Genomic DNA, 20234 nt, shown 5'->3' with positions numbered 1-20234 from the left:
TTTACCATGAAATTAAAACTTATCTCTTCCCTTATGTTTTCAATTGCTTTAAGTTCCATGGCTTTCGCAGAAACTCCTTCTTTGCCAACGGCTCAAAGCTCTTCCTCAAACACCATGAGTGTGTTTGACTCAAAAATTTATGAAGGCCTGTTCGGAACAAAGGAAATGAGAGAAATTTATAACGATCAGAGGCTTATTTCTTATTGGTTGAAATTCGAGGCTGCATTAGCAAACGCCCAAGCAAAACACGGATTGATTCCGGAAGAAGCGGCACAAGAAATTTCTAAAGCCTGTGTTTTAGATAACGTAGATATTCAAAAATTAACTGAGGCAACAAGGAAAGTTGGCCGCCCGGTTGACGGGTTAGTCAAACAATTAAGAGCTTTGAATCCGACAGTTAAAGCCTATATTCATTTAGGCAGCACGACTCAGGACGTCATGGATACCGCCACCGTTCTGCAGATGATGGATGCTATTGACGTAATAGAAAAACAGTTAACTAAACTTATTCTGAGGTTGGCGGACCTATCGGAAAAATATAAATCAACTCCGATGGTTTCTAGAACCAACGGTCAAGATGCAATACCCACAACGTTTGGGATGCTTACAGCTTCCTACATGGCGGAATTGAACAGAAATTTAAGCCGGATGCGTGAAGCTAAAGAACGCTCTCGTGTAGGCCAATTAGGATCAGCCGTCGGAACCTTAAGCTCTTTAGGACCAAAGGCCTTGGAGATTCAAAAATCTGCTCTTAAAAATCTCGGACTAAAGGTTCCCGATATGTCATGGAACGCAAGTCGAGATAATTATGCAGAGGTAGTTCAGGTTTTAGCATTGATCAACGGGACATTAGGCAGAGTTGCAACAGATATCAATTTATGGTCGCGCACTGCGGACAACAGCGTCAATGAAGGAGAGGGAGGCGCCAGCTCAACTATGCCTCAGAAGCGTAATCCGAGGGCAAGCGAGTTCTTAGGAGGATTAGCTGCGATGTCTCGGATTCGTGCTTCCGGAGCACTTGAAATGCTTAATCAATCAGAAACACGCCAGGGGGCTCCTTGGATTTCTGAATGGTCAACAATTCCGGAAATGTTTATGACTACAAGTACAGCACTGGATCGAGCAAATCGTTTATTTGACAAAATCATTGTCAAACCGGAAGTTATGAAGGCTCGGTTCAATGACTCTAAACAGTTCGTGATGGCCGAGGCTGTCCAACAGTCTCTGGCTTCAAAAGTAGGATTGGGACAAGCTCATAGTCTTGTAGTCCAAGCTATTAAGAAAGCTCCAAAAGATACAGACTTCCGGACTGTATTAGTTAATGATCCAGAAATCAAAAAATATATGAATGAGAAAGAGATTGAGCATGCCCTCGAACCAACTAATTATTTAGGACAGGCATCAGAACTAGTCAATAGAGCCGTCAGAATTGCGAGAAGTAATACTCTTAAATAAGCCGGTTTCTAGAAATACTTATCTGGTCATCAATGAGGAGAATAATCTGAGAGAGAAGAAATTGTGACCCCAGTTCATCTCCTCTCCTTCTTCCTAAATGATTAATGATAGTTTGGAAATGCCTTAACCATCTTTGGTGTTAAGGCATTTCGTTTTTGGTCAAAGCAGAAAAATATAAAAGGCAAGCTCTTTTCTGTCTCTGAAGATATAACTATTGAAGACAATAAAAATGCCCCATAGTTTGTTGAGTATTCTGATAGAAGCAGGCGACGGAACTATTTTCACGGACTCTTAAAACACAGCCACTTTCTTCGTATTCAAATTTATCGAAACAGTTTTTGAGCTGAGCAAGATGGCGTTCCTAACATTGAGCTACTGGGCACTTCCTAGAGGAGAAGAAGGATCTTTTAGTCAGTGTTGTCTCCGTAGAGCCAAATCATACCTCCCTCTATAATTTTTAGGAATGAGTGAAATAATTAACTGATATGTTAAAAAAATACGTTCTAATGAGCGCGTGTCTTTTGCTATGCACTTCCTGCGCCGCGCCTGATCCGTTTGAAGCTTTCTCTCCCGAAGCTCCTAACGATAAAGCAAGATATTTTCGTAAGGATTTGATGAAGGCCTTGTACGTGAATCCTCCTTGGGGAGCCCCTCATTCAATGCCCCTGCCACCATGCCATGCAGATAATTTTCGACCGAAAGAAATAATCAGATGTTATTCTCTTTCACCCGATTACCTTCACGAGATAATGAAAGTATTTGAAGTTACGCCTTCAAAACTCATCAAAGAAGAAAAGAAAACCACCTATGTTTACGACCTTTCATCAAAAAAATGTCCTTTAGTCATTGTCCGTGAAGAGGAGATGGGAGAAAAATCTTGGATTGAACAGATCATGGATACCTTTCAGCTGAAAAGTTGGGCACCCGTCTCTACTCGCTTTCTTTTTTATAAAGATGCACCGGGAGACTGTTCCGAACTTCAGAGTTTGTTGGGCTATCTCGAACAATCCAGAAGCTTTAAAGAAGATCATCCAGAAGCCAAACAGTGCAAAAGGCCCAAAAATGCCGCAGCAGAGGAATGTCAAGTCGAATGTCGTTACCGCACTAAAGCTCAGGTAAAGAATGCCATCAGTGTAGAAGATGCTTATGCCGACTGGGCGGCATTCCATCGCCGACAAAGGGAGGAGAACTTGGCGAAAGATCCGTTATATGAATTCACAATACAAGACAAGAACGGAAGAACACTTAAATGCGGGCGACCGTCGCCCTACTATCCTGTTAAGTGCGATGAATAAATAATCATTCAAAATACAATTTGATTTAGCCAAGTTCGAAGGAATTTCAACTATTAGAGAATTCCAGATAGTTACTTTTAAAATATACCTTCTGACACCCACCCTACAATTTGGACGCAATCAGAGCAGAAGACCGGAGAAGCAACGTCATATAGATCCTAGCTCCCAGGATGGTGCAACTGAAATTCTGAGAAAGCTCAAAATTAAGCTTCTTGATTGTTTACCAAGTTTCTCTTTAAAGAGAGTTACGGTATAGTTGATTACAGTTCTAGTGAAAATTGTAGTTTTCCTGGGTCAGTTCGCTCCCCGAAGTATCAGGAGAGATAGTTGAGAGCTTCCGTCGGTCTAGGATTTTTGCCTTATACACTTCTTTGTGTATTCGTTAATGATAGATGTCTAAAATGAACTTTTGGCTTTGGATGGCTACATTGGGTGTGGGTGTAGGAGTCTTTCTTGCAATGACCGCTGTGACTATCTACTTCGCCCACAAAAAATAGGTGAATCAGAATACCCAATTAGTGCGGACGCGAAGCGTCCTGAAAGACTTTTAGGGAGATGGACACTCCGCTTAATAAAAGACATATTCCGACGACAAGCGTCCATCCGGGTGCTTGTTGTTTATAAATAAGCGCGTAAATGACCGAGAAGTTCGTCTCGAAAACAATCATCTGACCGCTTAGGGCAACCGGAAGCCGAGCGCTCATCATGTTCCACAGTGCCATTCCTCCCCAGCCACAGGCAAGTCCCGCGATCAACATTACACAGATAAACACAACAGGGTCGGGACCAAAAAATGAAGCTCCATTCATCCAAGAGTCCAAATTAACGGCTGAAAAGCAAAGAACTGCTGCCGGGAAAATTGAACCTCCCTGAGCACAAGTCCAAACCACCGGTGAGACCTTAGGATGCGCAATTAGCCACTGACTATTGCGGATCGGAAACCATGTCCAAAGTGCCATCGCAGTGAAACTACAAAAGAATCCAAGCCAATACTCTTTAGAAGAAGTTTGAGAAGAAATTTCAGAAAATTCGTCAATATTGCCAATCCACAAACCGAGGAGAATCACGAGAAGCGGAAGCCATAGACGGCGCCAAGGAACCACGACACTTGTCCTTGCGCCGGGCCGATTTGTCAAAAGTGCTACATTAAGCGGAATAAGCGCCATCAGCATCCCCGAGGTAGGGACGCCTGCCCAGCGAATACCTTGCGTAAGAAAAATATAGTAGACGGCGTTGCCGAAAAAACCAAGGCAAAATGCTTTCAACCAGTCAGAAGCCTTCAGCGTAGATAACTCTCGTCTATAGTACCAACAAAGAACGAGACTGCATGCACCGTAGACAGCAAAACGTCCCATGGCGATAGTCGTTGGAGAGTAATCCGGGAGCAAAAGCGGAACAATATAGATAAGACCCCATAGCGCACATCCGAGCACACCGAAAAGGACGCCAAGAAACATTTTTAATTATCACCTGTTTTTCACTGCTGCCGGAGGTAAATTTTAATCAATATCAGAGCGTTCGGTTCCGGGAAGAAACTGCCCGGAACGGTTCCACATTTTAGTGCGGCGAAGTCGCCAACTACCGAACCTTGTAACACGCCTCAAAAAAGGATTTTTCAAAACGGCATCCGGAAACAAAAGCTGCGAGCATCTCCTTTCGTGTCGCAGGAGAAGAGCTGTCGGCCAATCGATTCAAAATACTTCCAAATTTTTTAACTTGCTCGTCATAAGCGGTATCTGAGTAACCTGCCAGCCAATCGGAATAAGGATTGTTTTCCGTTGCTTTTTTCATTTCTCTATACCACATTCCTATTTGCCAATACATCCAAAAACATGGATACATGGCCGAAGCTGCCACCGCTAGATCTGAGAAGGCGCAATGAGCCGCTTCAAAATTAACGTAATCGAGAACCGTTTTCTCTGGTTTTGCTAAGACCGGCATATCTTTTTGGTTGACTTTTTGATAAGTCTCTCTACTGTAGGAAATCAAATCAATAGTCACGGACGCGTGATGAGAGAAGAAACGGATTTCATCTTCTGTGGAAAATCTGGAGGCCAGCAGACTCAAAGATCTTGCGTAAGCCTTTAAATAGAACACGTTCTGCTCAAGATAATAATTGAAGCTCGCCTTTGATAAAGTTCCGTTAAAAAGTTCCTTCAGATAAGGCTGACTCACAAGACCGTACACATAATCTTTGAGAGCTGTCTCTGCCTCATCGGTCCATTCTTTAGGATAGGAAGCAAAAACGGACGGGGACACAACACAAGTGCCTAATGCAAATACAAAAGCTCTTCTATCAATCATTTCAGTTGCTCACGAAAAAATGAATTTTACAGTGGCCAAGATTATCTGGCGCAGTCAGCTTTCGAATTCAGATGGTATGCGAAAAAACACCTCAAAAATTTTGTCGTTGCAGGTCTGTCTAAAGGCCTTTAATTTTTATAATTCTTACCGAAAAAGAAAATCCCTTAAAAATTTTAAATTTCAATGAGTTATACGTTTTCATTTCCTTATTTGACATGATTTCATTTCCTTATTTGACATGATTTCGCTTTACCGAAGACGAAATATTGCAAATGAAGAATCATTTCAAAGACGGAAAAACTCACACAAGAACATTCCTTCAGACAGTGCTTATGTCTTTCTCTAAGTTCTATTAAGAAAGATTGCTTCCAAAGAATTTTGGTTTACTTTTGCCATCCGAAAAATTCACATACGGTGTGCCAAGCAACCTTCTGGAGAAATTCTGCTGTTTTCGGATCGACTTTTTCGATTCCGTAATATTTGAGTCCTACCGGAGAACGATGAAACATAGTGGCAAAAGTCACACAAGCTGCTAAATAAGTGCCCTCCGGCGAAGGATGAGTTGTATCTGTGCGATGAAGCTCAACCGAAGAATCTGCCTTGATTGCTTCAGCAAAAGCTAAACCAACAGGAACAACCATGGCATTAGCTTCATTGGCTACTTTCGTCGTAGCCTCGGCAAGCTGTGCGGTCATTTCCGGTTTATTCTTTCTCGCCCAAGTCATCATGATTAGAGGCTGAATGCCAAAACATCTCAAATCATAGGCATGCTGCTTTACGTATATTTTAAGAACTTGTTGCCTTTGAGGTTGAATAAAACCCCGGCTATTGTCCTGGAGAATAACAGCGTCAAATACTTTTTCCTTCGTAAAGTCAAAGTTCTTAATTTTTCCGCCGTCACTATGATCTACATAAGTTGATGCCATTCCTGACGGCCTGACCAGATCCCAAACATTGAACCATCCAAGACCTGCTCCTCCTATTGTCACCATTCGATCGCGCTTAACTTTAATGCCAGCCGCTTCGATTAGACCGTTAATGACTCCATTTAATCCGCCGGAGTAATAAGTGTAGGAGTTGCCAACCAGCATATATGAAGAAGGAGCTTCCATGCTTGTTACCGCAGATTTCACACTGGTTTCAAGAGCTGAAACGGAAGATGCAATTAAAAGAAAAGAGGCCGAAAGAACAGAGAATTGAAAAAGCTTGAACATGTCAACTTCCTTAGTTTTAAAGAGCTAATGAGCATTTGGATGGCACTTCAGATGATTGACTGAGTTCAAGGAGGAAATCCTTTAATGAATGCTTCGCAATCGTATAGGAGCTTTCTTTCCTTTTCCGAACAATCTGATCGTTCACAAGATAAAGCTCAAAGCAGCAAATGTCTGTTTTTTTTTTAAATGATAGCCAAAGATTCATGGTCAGCAACAGTAATCATGGCGGTAATGGCGATAGTAGCGGCAGTTACTAAACTTCACCTACGCCTCTTAGGATAACGTCTGCGGAGGATTCAAATTTTTCTTTTCGAGCGGACAAATTAGAAGACCGCGAACTCAATTTCTTCGAGTAACTTCTAACAAATGAGGAAATAGGAAGATCGAGGTAAGAGTGTAGAAGATACTAGACTTACTTCTAAAAAGTGTTGACCTTGTTTTTCCACAAGGCCGGCAGGAAGAACTCACAAAAACGCCCTTCCCGCCAACCAGTTTTCAAATCTTTCTTCAAGCTCAATTAAGAAAGACTAGTTCTAAGTAATTTCGGTTTACTTCTGCCATCCGAAAAATTCACATACCGTTTGCCAAGCTACCGTCTGGAGGAATTCAGCTGTTTTTGGATCGACTTTTTCGATTCCGTAATATTTGAGTCCTACAGGGGAACGATGGAACATAGTAGAAAAGGTTACGCACGCCTCCAAATAGGTACCTTCCGGCGAAGGATGAGTTTTATCCGCACGATAAAGTTCAAGCGAAGGATCCGCCTTAATAGCCTCGGCAAACGCTAAACCAACAGGAATAACCATGGCATTAGCTTCATTAGCAACTTTCGTCGTCGCATCGGCAAGCTGGGCTGTCATTTCCGGTTTATTCTTTCTAGCCCAAGTCATCATGATGAGAGGCTGAATGCCGAAACATCTCAAATCATAAGCATGCTGCTTGGCGTATTTTTCGAAGACTTCTTTTCTTTGCGGATGGATAGGACCTGTACTGTTGTCCTGAAGAATAACAGCGTCAAAAACTTTTTCCTTAGTGAAGTCAAATTTTTTAATTTTGCCGCCGTCACTATGGTCTACATAAGTTGAAGCCATTCCGGACGGTCTTACCAGCTCCCAAACGTTAAACCATCCAAGATCGGCGGCTCCGATTGTCACCATACGGTTGCGTTTAACTTTAATGCCCGCGGCTTTGATTAATCCATTAATGGCACCGTTCAATCCACTGGAGTAGTAAGTATAGGAATTGCCCACTGTCATATAAGAAGTAGGCGCCTCCATGCTGGTTATCGCTGGTTTAACGCTTGTCTCAAGAGCGCAAACAGAAGAGGCAATAAGAAGGAAAGATGCTGCGAGAGCAGAAAATCGAAAAACTTTGGTCATGTTCACTTCCTCAGGATTAGAGAAATAATGGACATTATGAAGCCAAGGAAGCTAAATGAGTATGCTGATATGGAAAAGCCTTTTTGCAGGATATGCAATCTTTTGAAAATCTAATCTGTGTCAAGCGACTAGTTTAAATCCCCCATAAACAACAAATTTTCGGATCCAGTAAAAATAGAAACTTCGCAATGGTTCTGTTTGGTGAGATGGAGATAGTTGAGGATGTAAATAGTTTTGTGCCTTACATGATTTAAAAATTTTCGCTGGTTTTAAGCGTGCTTTTCTCATAGGAACGTGAACTCTTACCCCTTTAAATACTGGTCCCGCTCTACCCTTCTCAAGGTTCTTTTGTTTTTAATTCCTGCCCTTTTGTCCATTCTAAGAACAGATCTCTAAACCATTTATGAGCAGGATCTCTATGTCTCAGATCGGACCAAATAATGGCCATTTTGGGGCCGTTAAGTTTGAGTCCTTTAGGCAGAGGCAGTGTTGTCAAACCAGGATACAAAGAACAAGCAATATCCGCACTTCCTGTGGTACAAATAAGAAACAAATCACTTTCCGTCATCGCTTTCCAAGCCATGTCCGGCCGGTCGGTTTTAAAGAATATGTTTGAGTTTTTATTTCTTCCTGAAAATATTTCGTCATCCGGAGAGAGCCAGTCTTGTTTTCTTCCGGAAGAAAGAGAAACACGCCGGAACTCTGCTAAGTCGTCAACAGTTAGTACTTCCAATTGATTTTTCTTTACCAAAGGGTGTTGTTTTCTTAAGAGGATGCATCTTTTCCCAGTTCCCAAATCCGAGAAGTGAGCCTGTGGAGGAAGGCCAATGGCTCTTCCAATTAACAAGTCAATTTCTCCTGCCATGAGAACGGATAAAGGATTGTCAGCAATGCTGACATGCTCAATAGAACAGAGAGGAGCTTCCTTCATCATCCTTGGAAGAACATAAGCCATTAATGAGGGAGCAAATCCAGGAGAGCAAGAAAACTTGAAATGTTTTTGGCATCCTGCTAAGTCGAACTCTTTATTCCTAATGTTTTCTGATAAATGAAGAAATTCTTCCAAGCGAGGTTTGATTCTCAAAAAATATGAAGTTGGAAGAAGGACTCCTTTAGATATCACGAAAAGCGGATCCGCGAAGTATTTCCGATATTTCTCCAACAGTCGACTAGCTGCTGATGGAGATAAATCAAACTTTTCACCGCTTTTTGCGATAGCGCCAGTTTCAGAAATTGATAAAAGAAACAATACGTGACGGGAATTAAAAGGATCATCTCTTTTTGACATAGCGACTTAACAAAAAACGCAATTCTGGTCTTGTGACGTTTGCTATTTTCTATTGTAACAATTATTCATACAATTAGATAAAACCTCTCACTCATCCTTTCTAGGAGTCAACTATGACAATTAAAGCCTTGCCCTTATCTTTACTTTCTGCTTCGGTTTTTTTAGCCTTTTGTTCCCTTTCCTATGCTAAGACGTCCTCTCCTGAGGCAGTCGTCTCTGCCTCTCAACAGGTTGAAGCAATCTCAGGCGCAACTCAAAAACGTGAAGCCACTTCCGGAGCATTCGTTCTGACAAAAACTCCTGAAGGCAAGAAGTTATTGGCAGATATGGCCGCGGACTTTCTGTATACAGGACCCAGCACTTTTGACGGAAAGAAGATCAGCGGCGGAAGAAATATGTATGCCATTGCTACATCGTATGGCAACCGTCCTGAAAACATTACGGCTGAATTAACTACCGATTACAACCCAAAGACCGGTAAATTTATTTTCTACGGTACAACTGCAAAAGACAGTGGCAAAATCCTTCGCGCAAGCAAATCAGGTACCGGAGTTTCAGTTGCATGGGTTAAACAACTCAGAGAAAGCGAGATCAAAGATCATGGTTACAACTACTACGATAGCTATGGTGTCCAATTTGATGGTCCTGTTGAAGTCCTTACCTCAAAATCCATAAACACCGGAGATCCTGAGAAAGATGCCGCCGCTCTCAAACGTTTAGAAAACATCATGAGCAAGTCCTTAACAACTATTAAGGAGTGGAACCTGTTATGGCAATTTGATCCAAAACTAAGCCCTAAAGAACTTGCCAAAGCGAAAGAACAAGCTATCAGAGATTTTATGTCTTATGAGGACGTATATGTTGTAGATCCTAAGAAGATGATCATCATCGGCTACTTCTACCGACCATTAATGGTTAATCCAAAGAATGCATTTGTCTATGGCGATTACGGCATTGATTCTTCCAAGCCAGGATTTAAACTTGAAGAAGCTCCCGGATATCAAAAAGCTTTAAGAGATACAAACTGTGCATTCACAGTCAGCCAGCAAGGCCGAGCTGCATATCCTTTCTTAGATGCCAAGCATCCTGCTTCCTCCCCGGACAATTTGATTAACAGGTTAGTTTCTCACAAAAATCAGCAGGTTTTCGGACAGTCTCATCCTCAGCAAGGTGCAAAACCACTTACCTCAGCTTTAGAGAAAATTGAAAAAATGTACAACGGCGGCGGGAAGATGGTCACTAAGGCTGAGGCCGAGAAACTCGCTAAGGAAGCAAACGGCAAACGGCAGGCTATTTACTGGGAAGATCCCAGCAAAGCCGAAAACATGCCAGACAGGTACATGATTACTTACACAGGTGTGGATTCCAACGGGAAAAACTATGTAAGTGTCCAACCCAACTGGAACAGATACTTCATGCTTCAGCCCAATAATATGTGCGGCATTGCAACCCGTCATTCTCTGTACTGGGATTAATTAATATTCGGAGGAAGCATCTAATGACTGCTTCCGCCTGTTATCACGGAGCAAGATTATGAGAAAGATTTTATGGGGAGTATGTTTGCTGCCGGCCATAGCAATTGCCACACCAAGCAACGTACAGATCTATGGTGTTATCGATGCCGCAATTACTTCTTACAAAGCTAAGGGCCAAGATACCATGTTTGACTCCACCTCCGGCTTCTCCATGGGAAACCGAGTGGGTATTAGAGGCAGAGAAGATTTAGGCAACGGCTACTCTATTGGATTTGATCTGGAGCAAGGATTTCTTCTAGACACCGGTGCCCAATTCAATACTTGGAGCAAAGACGGGGTTGTACAAAACGGCGCTTTTAACCGGCAAAGTTACCTAGACATCACGGGACCATTCGGGAAAGTCGCTTTCGGAAGACTTGTCTCCCTTTCCGGAGGTACGGGCGACTTTAACCTTTCGAAGTTCAGTGTGTTTGGCATTGGGTATGGAACCGCTTCTTTCTTAGCTTATACATTCAATCAGAGCCGTCTTAACAACGCTATTGTCTATGTCAGTCCGTCCCTAAGTGGTCTCAAACTTAGTGCAATGTACTCGAATGGAACAACGACGGATGAAGAGAAATGGTCGAAAAACAATCATTACTATGGCATCGGAGGTATGTTCGACCAAGGCAAATTAAATGCAGAAGTGATTTTTGAGGCTATTGACAATAAATCTTCAGCAGCTCTAAAGCCTGCGTACGTTGTAACCGCCGGCGGTTCGTACAACTTCGGCATCACTAAAATTTTTGCCGGCTATCAGTACGGAACTCAGGAAGATAAACGACATCAGCACGTACTTCTTCTTTCTTCTGCGACACCATTAGGCGGGGGCATCTTAAAATTCGGCGGAAAGATACTGTTTGGAAAACTTGACGGAAAAGCCGTAAAGAGCGGTCAAGAGAGTAAGTACAACTCGTGGAATATTAATGCCGCCTATGAATATCCATTGAGCAAACGCACTTATGTTTACGGGATGGCGGGGTATGCTGATGGAGGTAAACTTTTATCTTCATCTGCTTCGCTTAAGGCAAGCGGTCTTCCATTCAAAGCCAATTTGGTAAATGCTTGGCAGGTGGCTTTGGGAGTCAATCATAAGTTTTAATACTGTTCTCATATGAAAAGCCGGAACAAAACACCGAACTACAGTTTGTTTGTATTACTGTCCGGCTTTTTCTCGGCTTGTGTCACCTGCTCTATTAAATTAACTGACGGGACCTTAGAGCTCGGACAAATATTGTTTGTTCGTTATTTTCCGCTTGCTGTACTTTCTTTAGCCTGCCTTTTAATCAAAGGAATTGGACTCAAAACTTCTTGCCCAGCATACTCAAGCGCTCGATCCATTTCCGGCATTCTAGCGGTAGTCTTTTTTACACTAGCCGCGCAAAAAATCCCCGTAGCCACAGCGCAAGCCTTATTCTATTGCTCTCCTCTTTTCACGGCTATTCTCTTTTGCTGGGTTTCCCTTAGAAAAGGGAACCCTGTCGCATTAAGAATCCTGCCGTTAATACCGATCTGCTTAGGAGGAGTATTCCTAATTAATAAACCTCACTTAATATCGTCAGAACTGCCATACATTAGTTTAGGATTTGCGAGTGCTTTTTTTCTCTCCTGTGCCAGCTTATCTCTCAAGAAGCTCGGGGCTCTCAAAGAATCCCCGCTCAGAACGATTTTTTATTTTGCCAGCGCATGCACCTTAACCGGAATTATTATCAACGCTATACAGAAGACAGATCTGCTTGCCGGCTTCTTCTCTCCAATTAGCTGGGCTTTATTTTTGTTCACTCTACTGCAACAATTGACGGTAACCCTGGGCTGGGGACGAGGGTCAACTCTCTTAAATTGTGTTTTTCAATTTTTTGGTGTTCCTTGCGCCATATTCATTGGACTAGTAATTTTCGAAGAAAGTCTTTCCTCTTCTGAACTTACCGGTATAACTATACTTGTGACCACCGAGGCAAGTGCCCTATGGATGATGAGAGAGCGAAAAGATTGATACCTCATTCTGGCAAAAATTTAGTTGCTTTCCTCTTTTGGTTTCCTGATCTTTAGTCCTTTAACAGTTCAAAAGATTAAAAGGATAGCTAACGGACTGGAGGTATCTGGCGAGGAAAGGAAAGTCTGGGCTTTCTTTCCATTCAGTAAGGATAAGAACTCATCTATGTATCAGTGGAGAAATTCTTATGAAAAGCACGAATGAATTTATTTACCAATGCTAAGGTCCTTTGCTCTATCTTTTAACTTCATACAGAGCCACCTTCTTCCAGCTTAGTTTTTGTTAACGAGGCTAGCGTCCTTCCGTGTTTAGTTATTAAATTCTGAGGGAGTTTTTTTCATCAACCGGTATAACAAGGCGTAACTTTTTTATTTCACATTGAGCGTCTTATCGGCCTCTACGGACAGATAAGACGCTTTCAAATACGAACCTTCCGGATTTGACGTCCGGGAGGCATAAGGGTCAGTCCAAAGCCAAGAGAATTTGGATTTTTTAACTTGTTATCTCATTTCTTGGATAGCTGTTTGAGCTGCTTTTTTACCAAATACGATATTGCCGGTCACTGCGTTACCGCCATATCGATCCATACCGTGCCACTCGCCAACAACCTCACCTGCCGCTAGTAAATTGTTTATAGGTTTACCGTTCTTGTCAAGCACATGCATATCGGCATCTGCCTTTAAGCCACCAAGTGTTCCTCCGATGCCCGGTATAACTTCGATGGCGTATAAAGTTCCACGCATATCGCTCATTAATTCCTTTCTGCCAAAATCGGGATCTTTTTGTTCGTCAGCATATTTTCCATAGGTTTCAATAGTCTGAACAAAATCCTTTTCCGGCAACCCTAATTTTTGCGCCATTTCTTTGGCATCAGAAGCTGTATTCACAAAACCCAGTTTGACGTACCCTTCATGGACTTTCTTGCGTTTTTGGACAACTTGATCGTTGTAAATTAAAAACGCAGAACCGCCTTCTTGCTTGAGAATTTCAGGTCCTAATTTATTTCTAGGGGCTTGGTCATCGACAAAGCGTTTTCCTGAACGGTTTACCAGAATACCTCCATTATTTCGAATAGCCTGTGTGATCATGATTGTGGTGCCGGCTGCGGCATTCGGATGGATTTGTACTCTCTCCAAATGATTAACTTGTGCTCCAGCCTTAGAAGCCAATTGAAGGCCGTCACCATGAGAACCAGGCTGAGCTGTAGTGATAATGCCTTTGAACTGAGGCAACTTCTGTGCTATTAGTTCGCCGTTATTGGCGTAACTACCAGTAGCCAGAATTACAGCGTTAGCTTCAATCGCATAAATGCCGTTATGTTTTCCTTTTACCAGAACGCCCTTAACATTTCCATTTGGATCTTGAAGCAGCTTAACCACTTTTGAATTCACTCTGACGTCGGCCCCGGACTGTACGAGAGCCGGCTCAATAATATCAACCATGTATCTGCCGATCCCACCGGTTGGGGTATAAAGCTGACGAGGATAGGTCGTACCGCCGGTTCTACCTTTCTGCAGTTCTAAATGACCACCAAGATCCTTAAACCACTGGTACGCATCTTTGGAATTTTCTCCAAGTATGCGAATTAAGTCTTTGTCGTTAGCACCTTTGCCAATGTGCAGAGAATCCTTCACGAAAGTATCAACATTATCGGCAACACCATTCTTCTCCTGTAAATCTGATCTGACCACATTCATGCCACCTGTAGCCAACAAAGAGGAGCCTCCTAGAATCGGCATTTTCTCGAGAAGGATAACGTTTTTTCCTGCCTTTTGCAGTTCAATCGCAGCCACCATTCCGGCTCCGCCTCCACCGACAATAACTACATCGGTCTTTTCCGTAAGGCTCTGTTCAGAGTAAGTATTGATCTTTGAGTAACGGCAATGGATCCCGTTTAGAGATATTTACCGAAAAACTTCTTTCCTCAACTCCGATAGTAAAAATTTCATTCTTCAGGATCTTAATTTTTTCCATGAAACTCTCTTTGGCAAAGGTCACAAAGTTGTTGTAAACGATGTAGTTGTTGAGATACTTAGTGGCAACCCCTCTAAACCGGATATTTGTCATTGCCTTGAGGGCGGAGTGGTAATAATTAATCAGCTGGATATTGAAGATTCCTTTCTTGTGTTTCTTTGACGGAATTTGAACATGTTTAGCCTTGCAAGATTCGGCTAGCAAGGGGTAACCTCCAAGACTGTCCGTTACAAGAGTGGAACCGGGAAGAATCTTGCACCCTAAAGCAGTTTTGAGATTCGCGGTTGTGGGTTTCCCAAGATTGCAAACCACGCCTGTGCTCTTTCCCTCTAGGTTTACGGCTGTCGGCACGCAAACTTTCTCATCAGACAGGCCTCTTTTCGTGGAACGCATTCCTCTTTTTTTCGGTTCTCTGCCGGCGGGCTGAGCCGAAAATTTTCTTGATCCTTTGTAGCTGATCGAAAAGTAGACCTCGTCAGCTTCGACGACGCCTGTCAGTTTTACCGAGTTGTGTATCTTTTGTAAGCCGTCTAGCAGCCGATGGCGCCACTTGAAAGAGGTATCCAAGGAAATTCCGCACCTTCGTGCGCACTCTCTGAGAGGAAGCCGGTCCATGAAGCACTGGACGTATTTGAACCATTGAGAAATTTCTTTCTTGCAATGGTTGAAAAAGGACCCGCTGCTCCAACCAAAGCTTTTGCTGCAATCTCGACATATAAAGCGTTGAGTCCCACAGTGTCTGCCGTTTTTTACAACTTTTAATGAGCTGCAGTGCGGACAGGCGGGCCGACCTGACCGGCTGACATCGAGCCTCTTGCTTAGAAAGCTTTCGACTCCATCGGAGTTGTTAATGGGTTGGCTATCAACGAGAACTTCCAGAATGCAAGATCTTTCTTCAGCGCTTAAGGCAAAAAACTGCGAAAGGAGCTTATCTACTGCTGTGGTAAACATAGGGTACCTCCTTAACTTAAAAATACCCCTTAAATGGAGGCGCGACAACTAATATCAATACTTACTCTGAACAGAGCCTTCCGTAAAAGCCGGAGCGGCATTGTCATACTGTCCGAGGTCTTCTGGAAGATAAGGAATCTTTTGCCGGCCAAATTTCATCGGCATATCAAATATATGACAGTTATTACAATAGGCGAAGCTTTCCTGATGACCTTGGTGACAGGTTGTGCAGGAAGATATGGATAAATGTCCTTTATGCGCCGATATCGGTTTTCCTCTTTGTGTGTCCTTCTCTCCTAAGGATCTATAACTTCCGTGACAACTTTGACAAGAAACATCAATCTCTCTTTCTGAATCAGTCACTTTGTCTGTCGGGTGGCATGTCGAACAATTTACCCCCATTTTATTTTGATGATAACCGGCTAGGTAAGTTGATTTTTGACCTTGAACGTATTCTTGTTTATTAGCGTTTTCATCCATCGACTGAGCTTGCACAGAACCAAATGCAAGAAGAATTGACAAAGCAACCAACTTAATTTTGTTTTTCATAGAGCTTCTCCTAAGGAGTTTGATTTGAGGCTTTCTAATGAAAACATTCTAAGGTTCAATGACTATTATTAAAATTGATAAAAATCTATAAATACATAAAATTAATTTATGAAACTTGCCTCCTATCTCAAACAACTTAGAGTCTTCTATGCGGTAGCTATTAATGAAAAAATGACTAAAGCCGCAGCAGAACTTTGTTTGACTCAGCCGGCTGTCAGCCACTCCATCAAAGAATTAGAGGATACTTTAGGGTGCTCGTTGTTTCTGAGGGTAAGAAAATCTTTGCAGCTGACAAAACAAGGAGAAATTCTATTCAATAGCTGCAGGAAAATTTTTTCTGAACTCGATCAGGTAGAAAATGAAATTGATCTGAGTAAACAAAATAGTTCGGAAAGCTTTTCCTTTAGTGCCACTCAAACAATTGTTAAATACTTTCTTTTCGACTCTCTCAAATCATTCGTCGAACAAAACCCAAAAACAAAATTAAGGATTCAATCAAGTTCAAAAAAAGAGACTTTAGAGTTAATCAAGAACGGAGAAGTGGATTTTGGATTCATCACTTCTCCCGTCCCAGAGAACCTGGATAATTCACTAGAGTTCATTGAACTTTTTACCTTCACAGATCAGTTTATTGCCGCAGACCGCTTTCCTTTAGATACGACAAAGCCATTAAATTGGCATACTCTTTCTACCCTCCCTATCATCACATTAGGAAAGAATTCCCTAACTCACCGGTATCAGAAAGAATTAATGGCAAAGGCCGGATACGATCTGAAAACCGCACTGGAGTGTGACAATCTTGACCTTGTTGTTGAATTTACTGAACTAGGACTTGGCATTGGTTGGGTTACTGATAAAGTTTTCTCCAGAGTCTGTCAGGAAGGCAAAAGAATTAAGGCTATAAATTTTGAAAGCTCGTTTCCCCTCAGATCCGTTGTTCTAGTAAAAAACAAATATTATCCGGTCAGTAAAGCCGCTGATAGATTTCTTGCTTTTGTGGCAGCCAGAGGCAAGAAAAGTGATTAAAAATTCTTTTTGGCTCCTCGCAGCAGCATTTTTCACATCATGCGTCACCGTCACCACCAGATTAACCGGAGGTCAATACCAATTTTTTGAAATTATGGTGGGGAAGTACCTGTTTATTTCTCTGATTACAGGCTTTCTTCTGATTTACCGAAAAGAATCTTTTTTCCCGCACAATCCGAAACTTTTGATGTTGAGGTGCTTATTTGGTGTCGGCTCTGCTGTCGCCAATACCATTCTTATTCTGAATGTTCCGGCGGCACTTTCTCAAGCCGTTAACTACACATCTTCAGTCTGGATAGTTTTGATTTTAAGTTTAATAACGGTTTCCTTCTCAACAAAAAGCTTTGTCGGTTCTTTCGTCCCGGTAATTATCGGACTTGCAGGAATCTTTATTATCTTCAATCCAAATCTAGATAAGTTCTCAGACGTTAGCATCGGGATTGCAGTTGCATATGGCTTAAGCTCGGCATTAGCTTCAATCTTTTTAAGAGAACTTGGCAAGCACAACGAATCCCCCCGTCTTTAGCCATGTAAATTCTTCTCCAACCCTTGTGAATGCTTAATTGTTCCCACTTTTTATAGAAGACAAATTTAACTTATATTTGATTTATATTATACTTAGTTTTTACTTTTGTGGTATAATTAATAAAAATTAGATTCTGGAGAGGATATGCCTACTATTGCTCTGCAGCACTACAAACGAGGATCGCACTATTACGCCAGCATCATCGAAACCTTTCGAGACCCGGTTACCCGTAAGAACTCTTCTCGGACTTTGGAAGCTTTAGGAGATATTTCTGAAAAAATGAAGGAGGATCCGAACTACCTTCAATCTTTAAAAGACAGAGTCACAGCTCTGCGCTCGGATGCCTCACGTGCAGAACAGCTCCAAGAGGCTGCGGTTCGGCGGATTGCGCCCGCGGTTTTTAATTCTTCGGCAGACGCCTCATCTCCTCGGCTCCATTACGGAATGGCGCCCATACGAAAAGTCTGGGAAAAGCTTGGATTAAACGCGTGGTTCCGTAAGGCCGGATACAACAGAAAACTTTCCTGGGATTTAGATTTAGCCGTGTTCTATCAAGTGGCCAGCCGTATTCTCAGTCCCTTGAGCCGGCGAGGAATGAGGCGTCAATGTCCCCGTCATTTGTTCAAGTTTGACTCTGTCTCACTGGATCATCACTACGAAGCTTTAGACATTCTGGCTGCTTCTAAACCGACTATTATCAAAAAACTTGATGAAGCCGTATGCAAAGAAATTTCGCGGGACTGTTCCTTAGTCTTTTATGACGTAACCACTTTTTACTTTGAGAGCTTTGAACCTGATTGTTTACGTGAAAGAGGCATGAGTAAAGAACACCGGACTCATGAGACACAGGTTCTGCTCGGTTTATTAATTGATCGTTGCGGCATTCCTCTCGACTATGAAATCTACCGCGGCAATACGGCAGAAGTTAAAACTTTAATGAAAGTTGTTGAGTCGTTCCGAGAAAAATGTCCGCAGGGCAAACCCATTGTTGTAGCCGACAGAGGACTCAACAGCAAAGACAATCTCTCCAAACTGATTAAAAACGACTGTGCTTTTATCGTGGCGCACAGTCTTCAGCGGCTCAGCAGCAAAGAGTTGGGAAGCTTGTTTAGCGAGGACGGCTGGAAATATAAATTTGATTCAGAAACAGGAGAGATGTCATGGAAGATGAAGACAATGGACTGTCCTGATGCGGTTAAGCAAGAAGAATCACAAGAAGCTGTTAAACCGCGTTTGATAGTGACTTGGTCGGCTAAGCGGTATGCCCATGACATGAAGGAATTAAATTTGCAATGGGAGCAAGCCAAAAAAATGGTAAGTGCCGGCACCGGCAGAATTGATGCCTCTTTTAAACGAGGCTCGAGACAATTTTTGAAAAGAGTAAAGCAGTCAGATCCAGATGAAAAGGCGCCGGAGGAGCGTTATGAATTAAACCGTGAGCTTTATGAACGAAAAATAAGGTTTGCAGGTTATTACGGTTTGATTACTTGCTGCGAAGACTTGAGTGATGAGGAGATTTACTCGAGACTAAGAGAATTATGGAAGATAGAGAACTGCTTCCGAGTAATGAAATCAGTACTGTGTACGAGACCGATTTATGTAAGAACAGAAGCACATATCCGAGGTCACTTTGTCGTTTGTGTTCTGGCACTGGCTTTGGAGAGGTTCATGGCATTTAAGCTGCGAGAGCAAGGCATAGAGTACTCTGCGGAGATGATGGTTGAACTGCTGATGTCTCCGACAGTCTCTCCGATTGAAGGGGTAAAAAACAAAGTGAAGCTGTACCTTAAAACAGGAGAACAAGAGCTGGAGAAACCGGAAAGCAGCTGCTCGAAGAGCGTGGATCTAAACCAAGAAGCGGAAAAAGTGATGGCTGTCTTTGGAGTTGAGCCGCTTCCAACACTCACCACCGTGGTTGATATTACGAAGCGTCTCGGAGTTAGATTGCCAATATAAGTGACTTTTGTCTGCTTCAAAAATTATATAACTCTCTGAATTAAGAGAGTTTTGTTTTATTTTTACAAGCTAAAGACGGGAAGAACGGTTTCCTTCTCAACAAAAAGCTTTGTCGGTTCTTTCGTCCCGGTAATTATCGGACTTGCAGGAATCTTTATTATCTTCAATCCAAATCTAGATAAGTTCTCAGACGTTAGCATCGGGATTGCAGTTGCATATGGCTTAAGCTCGGCATTAGCTTCAATCTTTTTAAGAGAACTTGGCAAGCACAACGAATCCCCTTTACTGGTTACTTTTTATTTCGGAATATCTTGCTTACTGTTAGGCGCGGGATTTTGCGCAGCATGTAACTCTCAAAACCTTGGCCTGATTTTTTCGGATCCTCTGCTTTATCTCATTGTAATTTTTGCTCTGCTTTATCAAATCACCCGAACAATCGGTTGGGAATTTGGCAATCCTTTCATTAACTCTTGTCTTTTATTCACTGGAGTACCATTTGTCATTGCCTTGGGCTATCTGTTCTTGCAGGAACTTCCCGGCTTAACAGAATTAATAGGAATATGCTTAATAGTGGTATCGGCCCTTTTAAGTTTTAGGTTTCAGAGAAGAAAGTCACACAGTTTCGAATAAATTTCAAGTGGTAGGATTCGTGCCGTCGTTGCGAATCCGTCCCCTCCAAACATGCTGGCAGTGCGGTGGCTGCGTTCAAAGACGGAGAGCCAGGTTATAAAAACTGCTCCTTTTACGAATAGTGAACCTAACAACGCATCTTCTTCCTCTATGTAGGGAAAAAAATTCTCCTCCACTTTG

General features: G+C 42.4%; 17 protein-coding genes. 9 read left to right on the top strand and 8 right to left on the bottom strand.

Features of this window, described 5'->3' with window-relative positions; all coding sequences use genetic code 11:
• Positions 1–6 precede the first annotated feature (6 nt).
• Positions 7–1455 (top strand): class-II fumarase/aspartase family protein, encoded by a 1449-nt coding sequence (locus ADH67_RS02515; protein WP_084081422.1) that lies wholly within the window; start codon positions 7–9, stop codon positions 1453–1455.
• A gap of 506 nt (positions 1456–1961) precedes the next feature.
• Entirely contained in the window at positions 1962–2750 is a 789-nt protein-coding gene (locus tag ADH67_RS02510) for a hypothetical protein (RefSeq protein ID WP_143597712.1), read from the top strand.
• Positions 2751–3265: 515 nt separating this feature from the next.
• Here the strand turns inward: ADH67_RS02510 and ADH67_RS02505 are convergent.
• The 5 genes from ADH67_RS02505 to ADH67_RS02485 form a co-directional block, all read right to left on the bottom strand.
• Positions 3266–4207, bottom strand: a complete 942-nt coding sequence (locus tag ADH67_RS02505; protein ID WP_066591313.1) for a DMT family transporter — start codon at positions 4205–4207, stop codon at positions 3266–3268.
• Positions 4208–4328: 121 nt separating this feature from the next.
• Entirely contained in the window at positions 4329–5054 is a 726-nt protein-coding gene (locus ADH67_RS02500) for a TenA family protein (protein ID WP_084081421.1), read from the bottom strand.
• Between the two features lie 383 nt (positions 5055–5437).
• Entirely contained in the window at positions 5438–6268 is an 831-nt protein-coding gene (locus ADH67_RS02495) for a DUF4886 domain-containing protein (RefSeq protein WP_084081420.1), read from the bottom strand.
• A 548-nt stretch (positions 6269–6816) separates the two neighbouring features.
• Positions 6817–7647, bottom strand: coding sequence for an SGNH/GDSL hydrolase family protein (locus tag ADH67_RS02490; RefSeq protein ID WP_236578454.1), 831 nt, complete (start codon positions 7645–7647; stop codon positions 6817–6819).
• A gap of 337 nt (positions 7648–7984) precedes the next feature.
• On the bottom strand, positions 7985–8935 hold the full coding sequence (locus ADH67_RS02485) for a LysR family transcriptional regulator (RefSeq protein ID WP_066591305.1): 951 nt from the start codon (positions 8933–8935) through the stop codon (positions 7985–7987).
• 113 nt (positions 8936–9048) lie between these two features.
• On the opposite strand from ADH67_RS02485, the gene ADH67_RS02480 reads away from it, so the two are divergent.
• From ADH67_RS02480 to ADH67_RS02470, 3 genes are all read left to right on the top strand, one after another.
• Positions 9049–10410, top strand: coding sequence for a hypothetical protein (locus ADH67_RS02480; protein ID WP_066591303.1), 1362 nt, complete (start codon positions 9049–9051; stop codon positions 10408–10410).
• 58 nt (positions 10411–10468) lie between these two features.
• Complete coding sequence (locus ADH67_RS02475) at positions 10469–11551, top strand: porin (protein WP_066591300.1); 1083 nt, start codon at positions 10469–10471, stop codon at positions 11549–11551.
• Between the two features lie 132 nt (positions 11552–11683).
• Positions 11684–12442, top strand: coding sequence for a DMT family transporter (locus ADH67_RS02470; protein WP_143597710.1), 759 nt, complete (start codon positions 11684–11686; stop codon positions 12440–12442).
• Between the two features lie 500 nt (positions 12443–12942).
• Here the strand turns inward: ADH67_RS02470 and ADH67_RS02465 are convergent, their stop codons facing one another.
• Genes ADH67_RS02465 through ADH67_RS02455 form a run of 3 tightly spaced genes read right to left on the bottom strand, consistent with a single transcriptional unit; the run spans position 12943 to position 15916 of the window.
• Entirely contained in the window at positions 12943–14310 is a 1368-nt protein-coding gene (locus tag ADH67_RS02465; RefSeq protein WP_272893856.1) for a flavocytochrome c, read from the bottom strand.
• Complete coding sequence (locus ADH67_RS02460) at positions 14294–15367, bottom strand: IS1595-like element ISBuba1 family transposase (RefSeq protein ID WP_066591293.1); 1074 nt, start codon at positions 15365–15367, stop codon at positions 14294–14296. The genes ADH67_RS02465 and ADH67_RS02460 overlap by 17 nt, the downstream gene beginning before the upstream one ends.
• A 54-nt stretch (positions 15368–15421) precedes the next feature.
• Positions 15422–15916 carry a cytochrome c3 family protein gene (locus tag ADH67_RS02455; protein WP_066591292.1) on the bottom strand — a complete coding sequence of 165 codons (495 nt, stop codon included), beginning with the start codon at positions 15914–15916 and terminating at the stop codon, positions 15422–15424.
• A gap of 108 nt (positions 15917–16024) precedes the next feature.
• On the opposite strand from ADH67_RS02455, the gene ADH67_RS02450 reads away from it, so the two are divergent.
• From ADH67_RS02450 to ADH67_RS02435, 4 genes are all read left to right on the top strand, one after another.
• Complete coding sequence (locus ADH67_RS02450) at positions 16025–16942, top strand: LysR family transcriptional regulator (protein ID WP_066591291.1); 918 nt, start codon at positions 16025–16027, stop codon at positions 16940–16942.
• Positions 16935–17468 (top strand): hypothetical protein, encoded by a 534-nt coding sequence (locus tag ADH67_RS02445; protein ID WP_066591290.1) that lies wholly within the window; start codon positions 16935–16937, stop codon positions 17466–17468. Before ADH67_RS02450 ends, ADH67_RS02445 begins: the two co-directional genes overlap by 8 nt.
• Before the next feature lie 144 nt (positions 17469–17612).
• Positions 17613–19424: an IS1634 family transposase gene (locus ADH67_RS02440; protein WP_066591289.1), complete on the top strand. Its 1812-nt coding sequence runs from the start codon at positions 17613–17615 to the stop codon at positions 19422–19424.
• A 51-nt stretch (positions 19425–19475) separates the two neighbouring features.
• Complete coding sequence (locus tag ADH67_RS02435; RefSeq protein ID WP_066591287.1) at positions 19476–20054, top strand: DMT family transporter; 579 nt, start codon at positions 19476–19478, stop codon at positions 20052–20054.
• The last annotated feature ends 180 nt before the right edge of the window (positions 20055–20234 follow it).

It is taken from the genome of Turicimonas muris (assembly GCF_002221595.1).
Classification (GTDB): Bacteria; Pseudomonadota; Gammaproteobacteria; order Burkholderiales; family Burkholderiaceae_F; genus Turicimonas; species Turicimonas muris.
The sequence above is the reverse complement of the archived record's forward strand: the minus strand, read 5'-3'. Positions and strand labels throughout refer to the sequence as shown.

Coding starts and splice junctions, on each gene's coding strand:
- ADH67_RS02515 (WP_084081422.1), top strand. CDS start 7: ATGAAATTAAAACTTATCTCTTCCCTTATGTTTTCAATTGCTTTAAGT.
- ADH67_RS02510 (WP_143597712.1), top strand. CDS start 1,962: ATGAGCGCGTGTCTTTTGCTATGCACTTCCTGCGCCGCGCCTGATCCG.
- ADH67_RS02505 (WP_066591313.1), bottom strand. CDS start 4,207: ATGTTTCTTGGCGTCCTTTTCGGTGTGCTCGGATGTGCGCTATGGGGT.
- ADH67_RS02500 (WP_084081421.1), bottom strand. CDS start 5,054: ATGATTGATAGAAGAGCTTTTGTATTTGCATTAGGCACTTGTGTTGTG.
- ADH67_RS02495 (WP_084081420.1), bottom strand. CDS start 6,268: ATGTTCAAGCTTTTTCAATTCTCTGTTCTTTCGGCCTCTTTTCTTTTA.
- ADH67_RS02490 (WP_236578454.1), bottom strand. CDS start 7,647: ATGACCAAAGTTTTTCGATTTTCTGCTCTCGCAGCATCTTTCCTTCTT.
- ADH67_RS02485 (WP_066591305.1), bottom strand. CDS start 8,935: ATGTCAAAAAGAGATGATCCTTTTAATTCCCGTCACGTATTGTTTCTT.
- ADH67_RS02480 (WP_066591303.1), top strand. CDS start 9,049: ATGACAATTAAAGCCTTGCCCTTATCTTTACTTTCTGCTTCGGTTTTT.
- ADH67_RS02475 (WP_066591300.1), top strand. CDS start 10,469: ATGAGAAAGATTTTATGGGGAGTATGTTTGCTGCCGGCCATAGCAATT.
- ADH67_RS02460 (WP_066591293.1), bottom strand. CDS start 15,367: ATGTTTACCACAGCAGTAGATAAGCTCCTTTCGCAGTTTTTTGCCTTA.
- ADH67_RS02455 (WP_066591292.1), bottom strand. CDS start 15,916: ATGAAAAACAAAATTAAGTTGGTTGCTTTGTCAATTCTTCTTGCATTT.
- ADH67_RS02450 (WP_066591291.1), top strand. CDS start 16,025: ATGAAACTTGCCTCCTATCTCAAACAACTTAGAGTCTTCTATGCGGTA.
- ADH67_RS02440 (WP_066591289.1), top strand. CDS start 17,613: ATGCCTACTATTGCTCTGCAGCACTACAAACGAGGATCGCACTATTAC.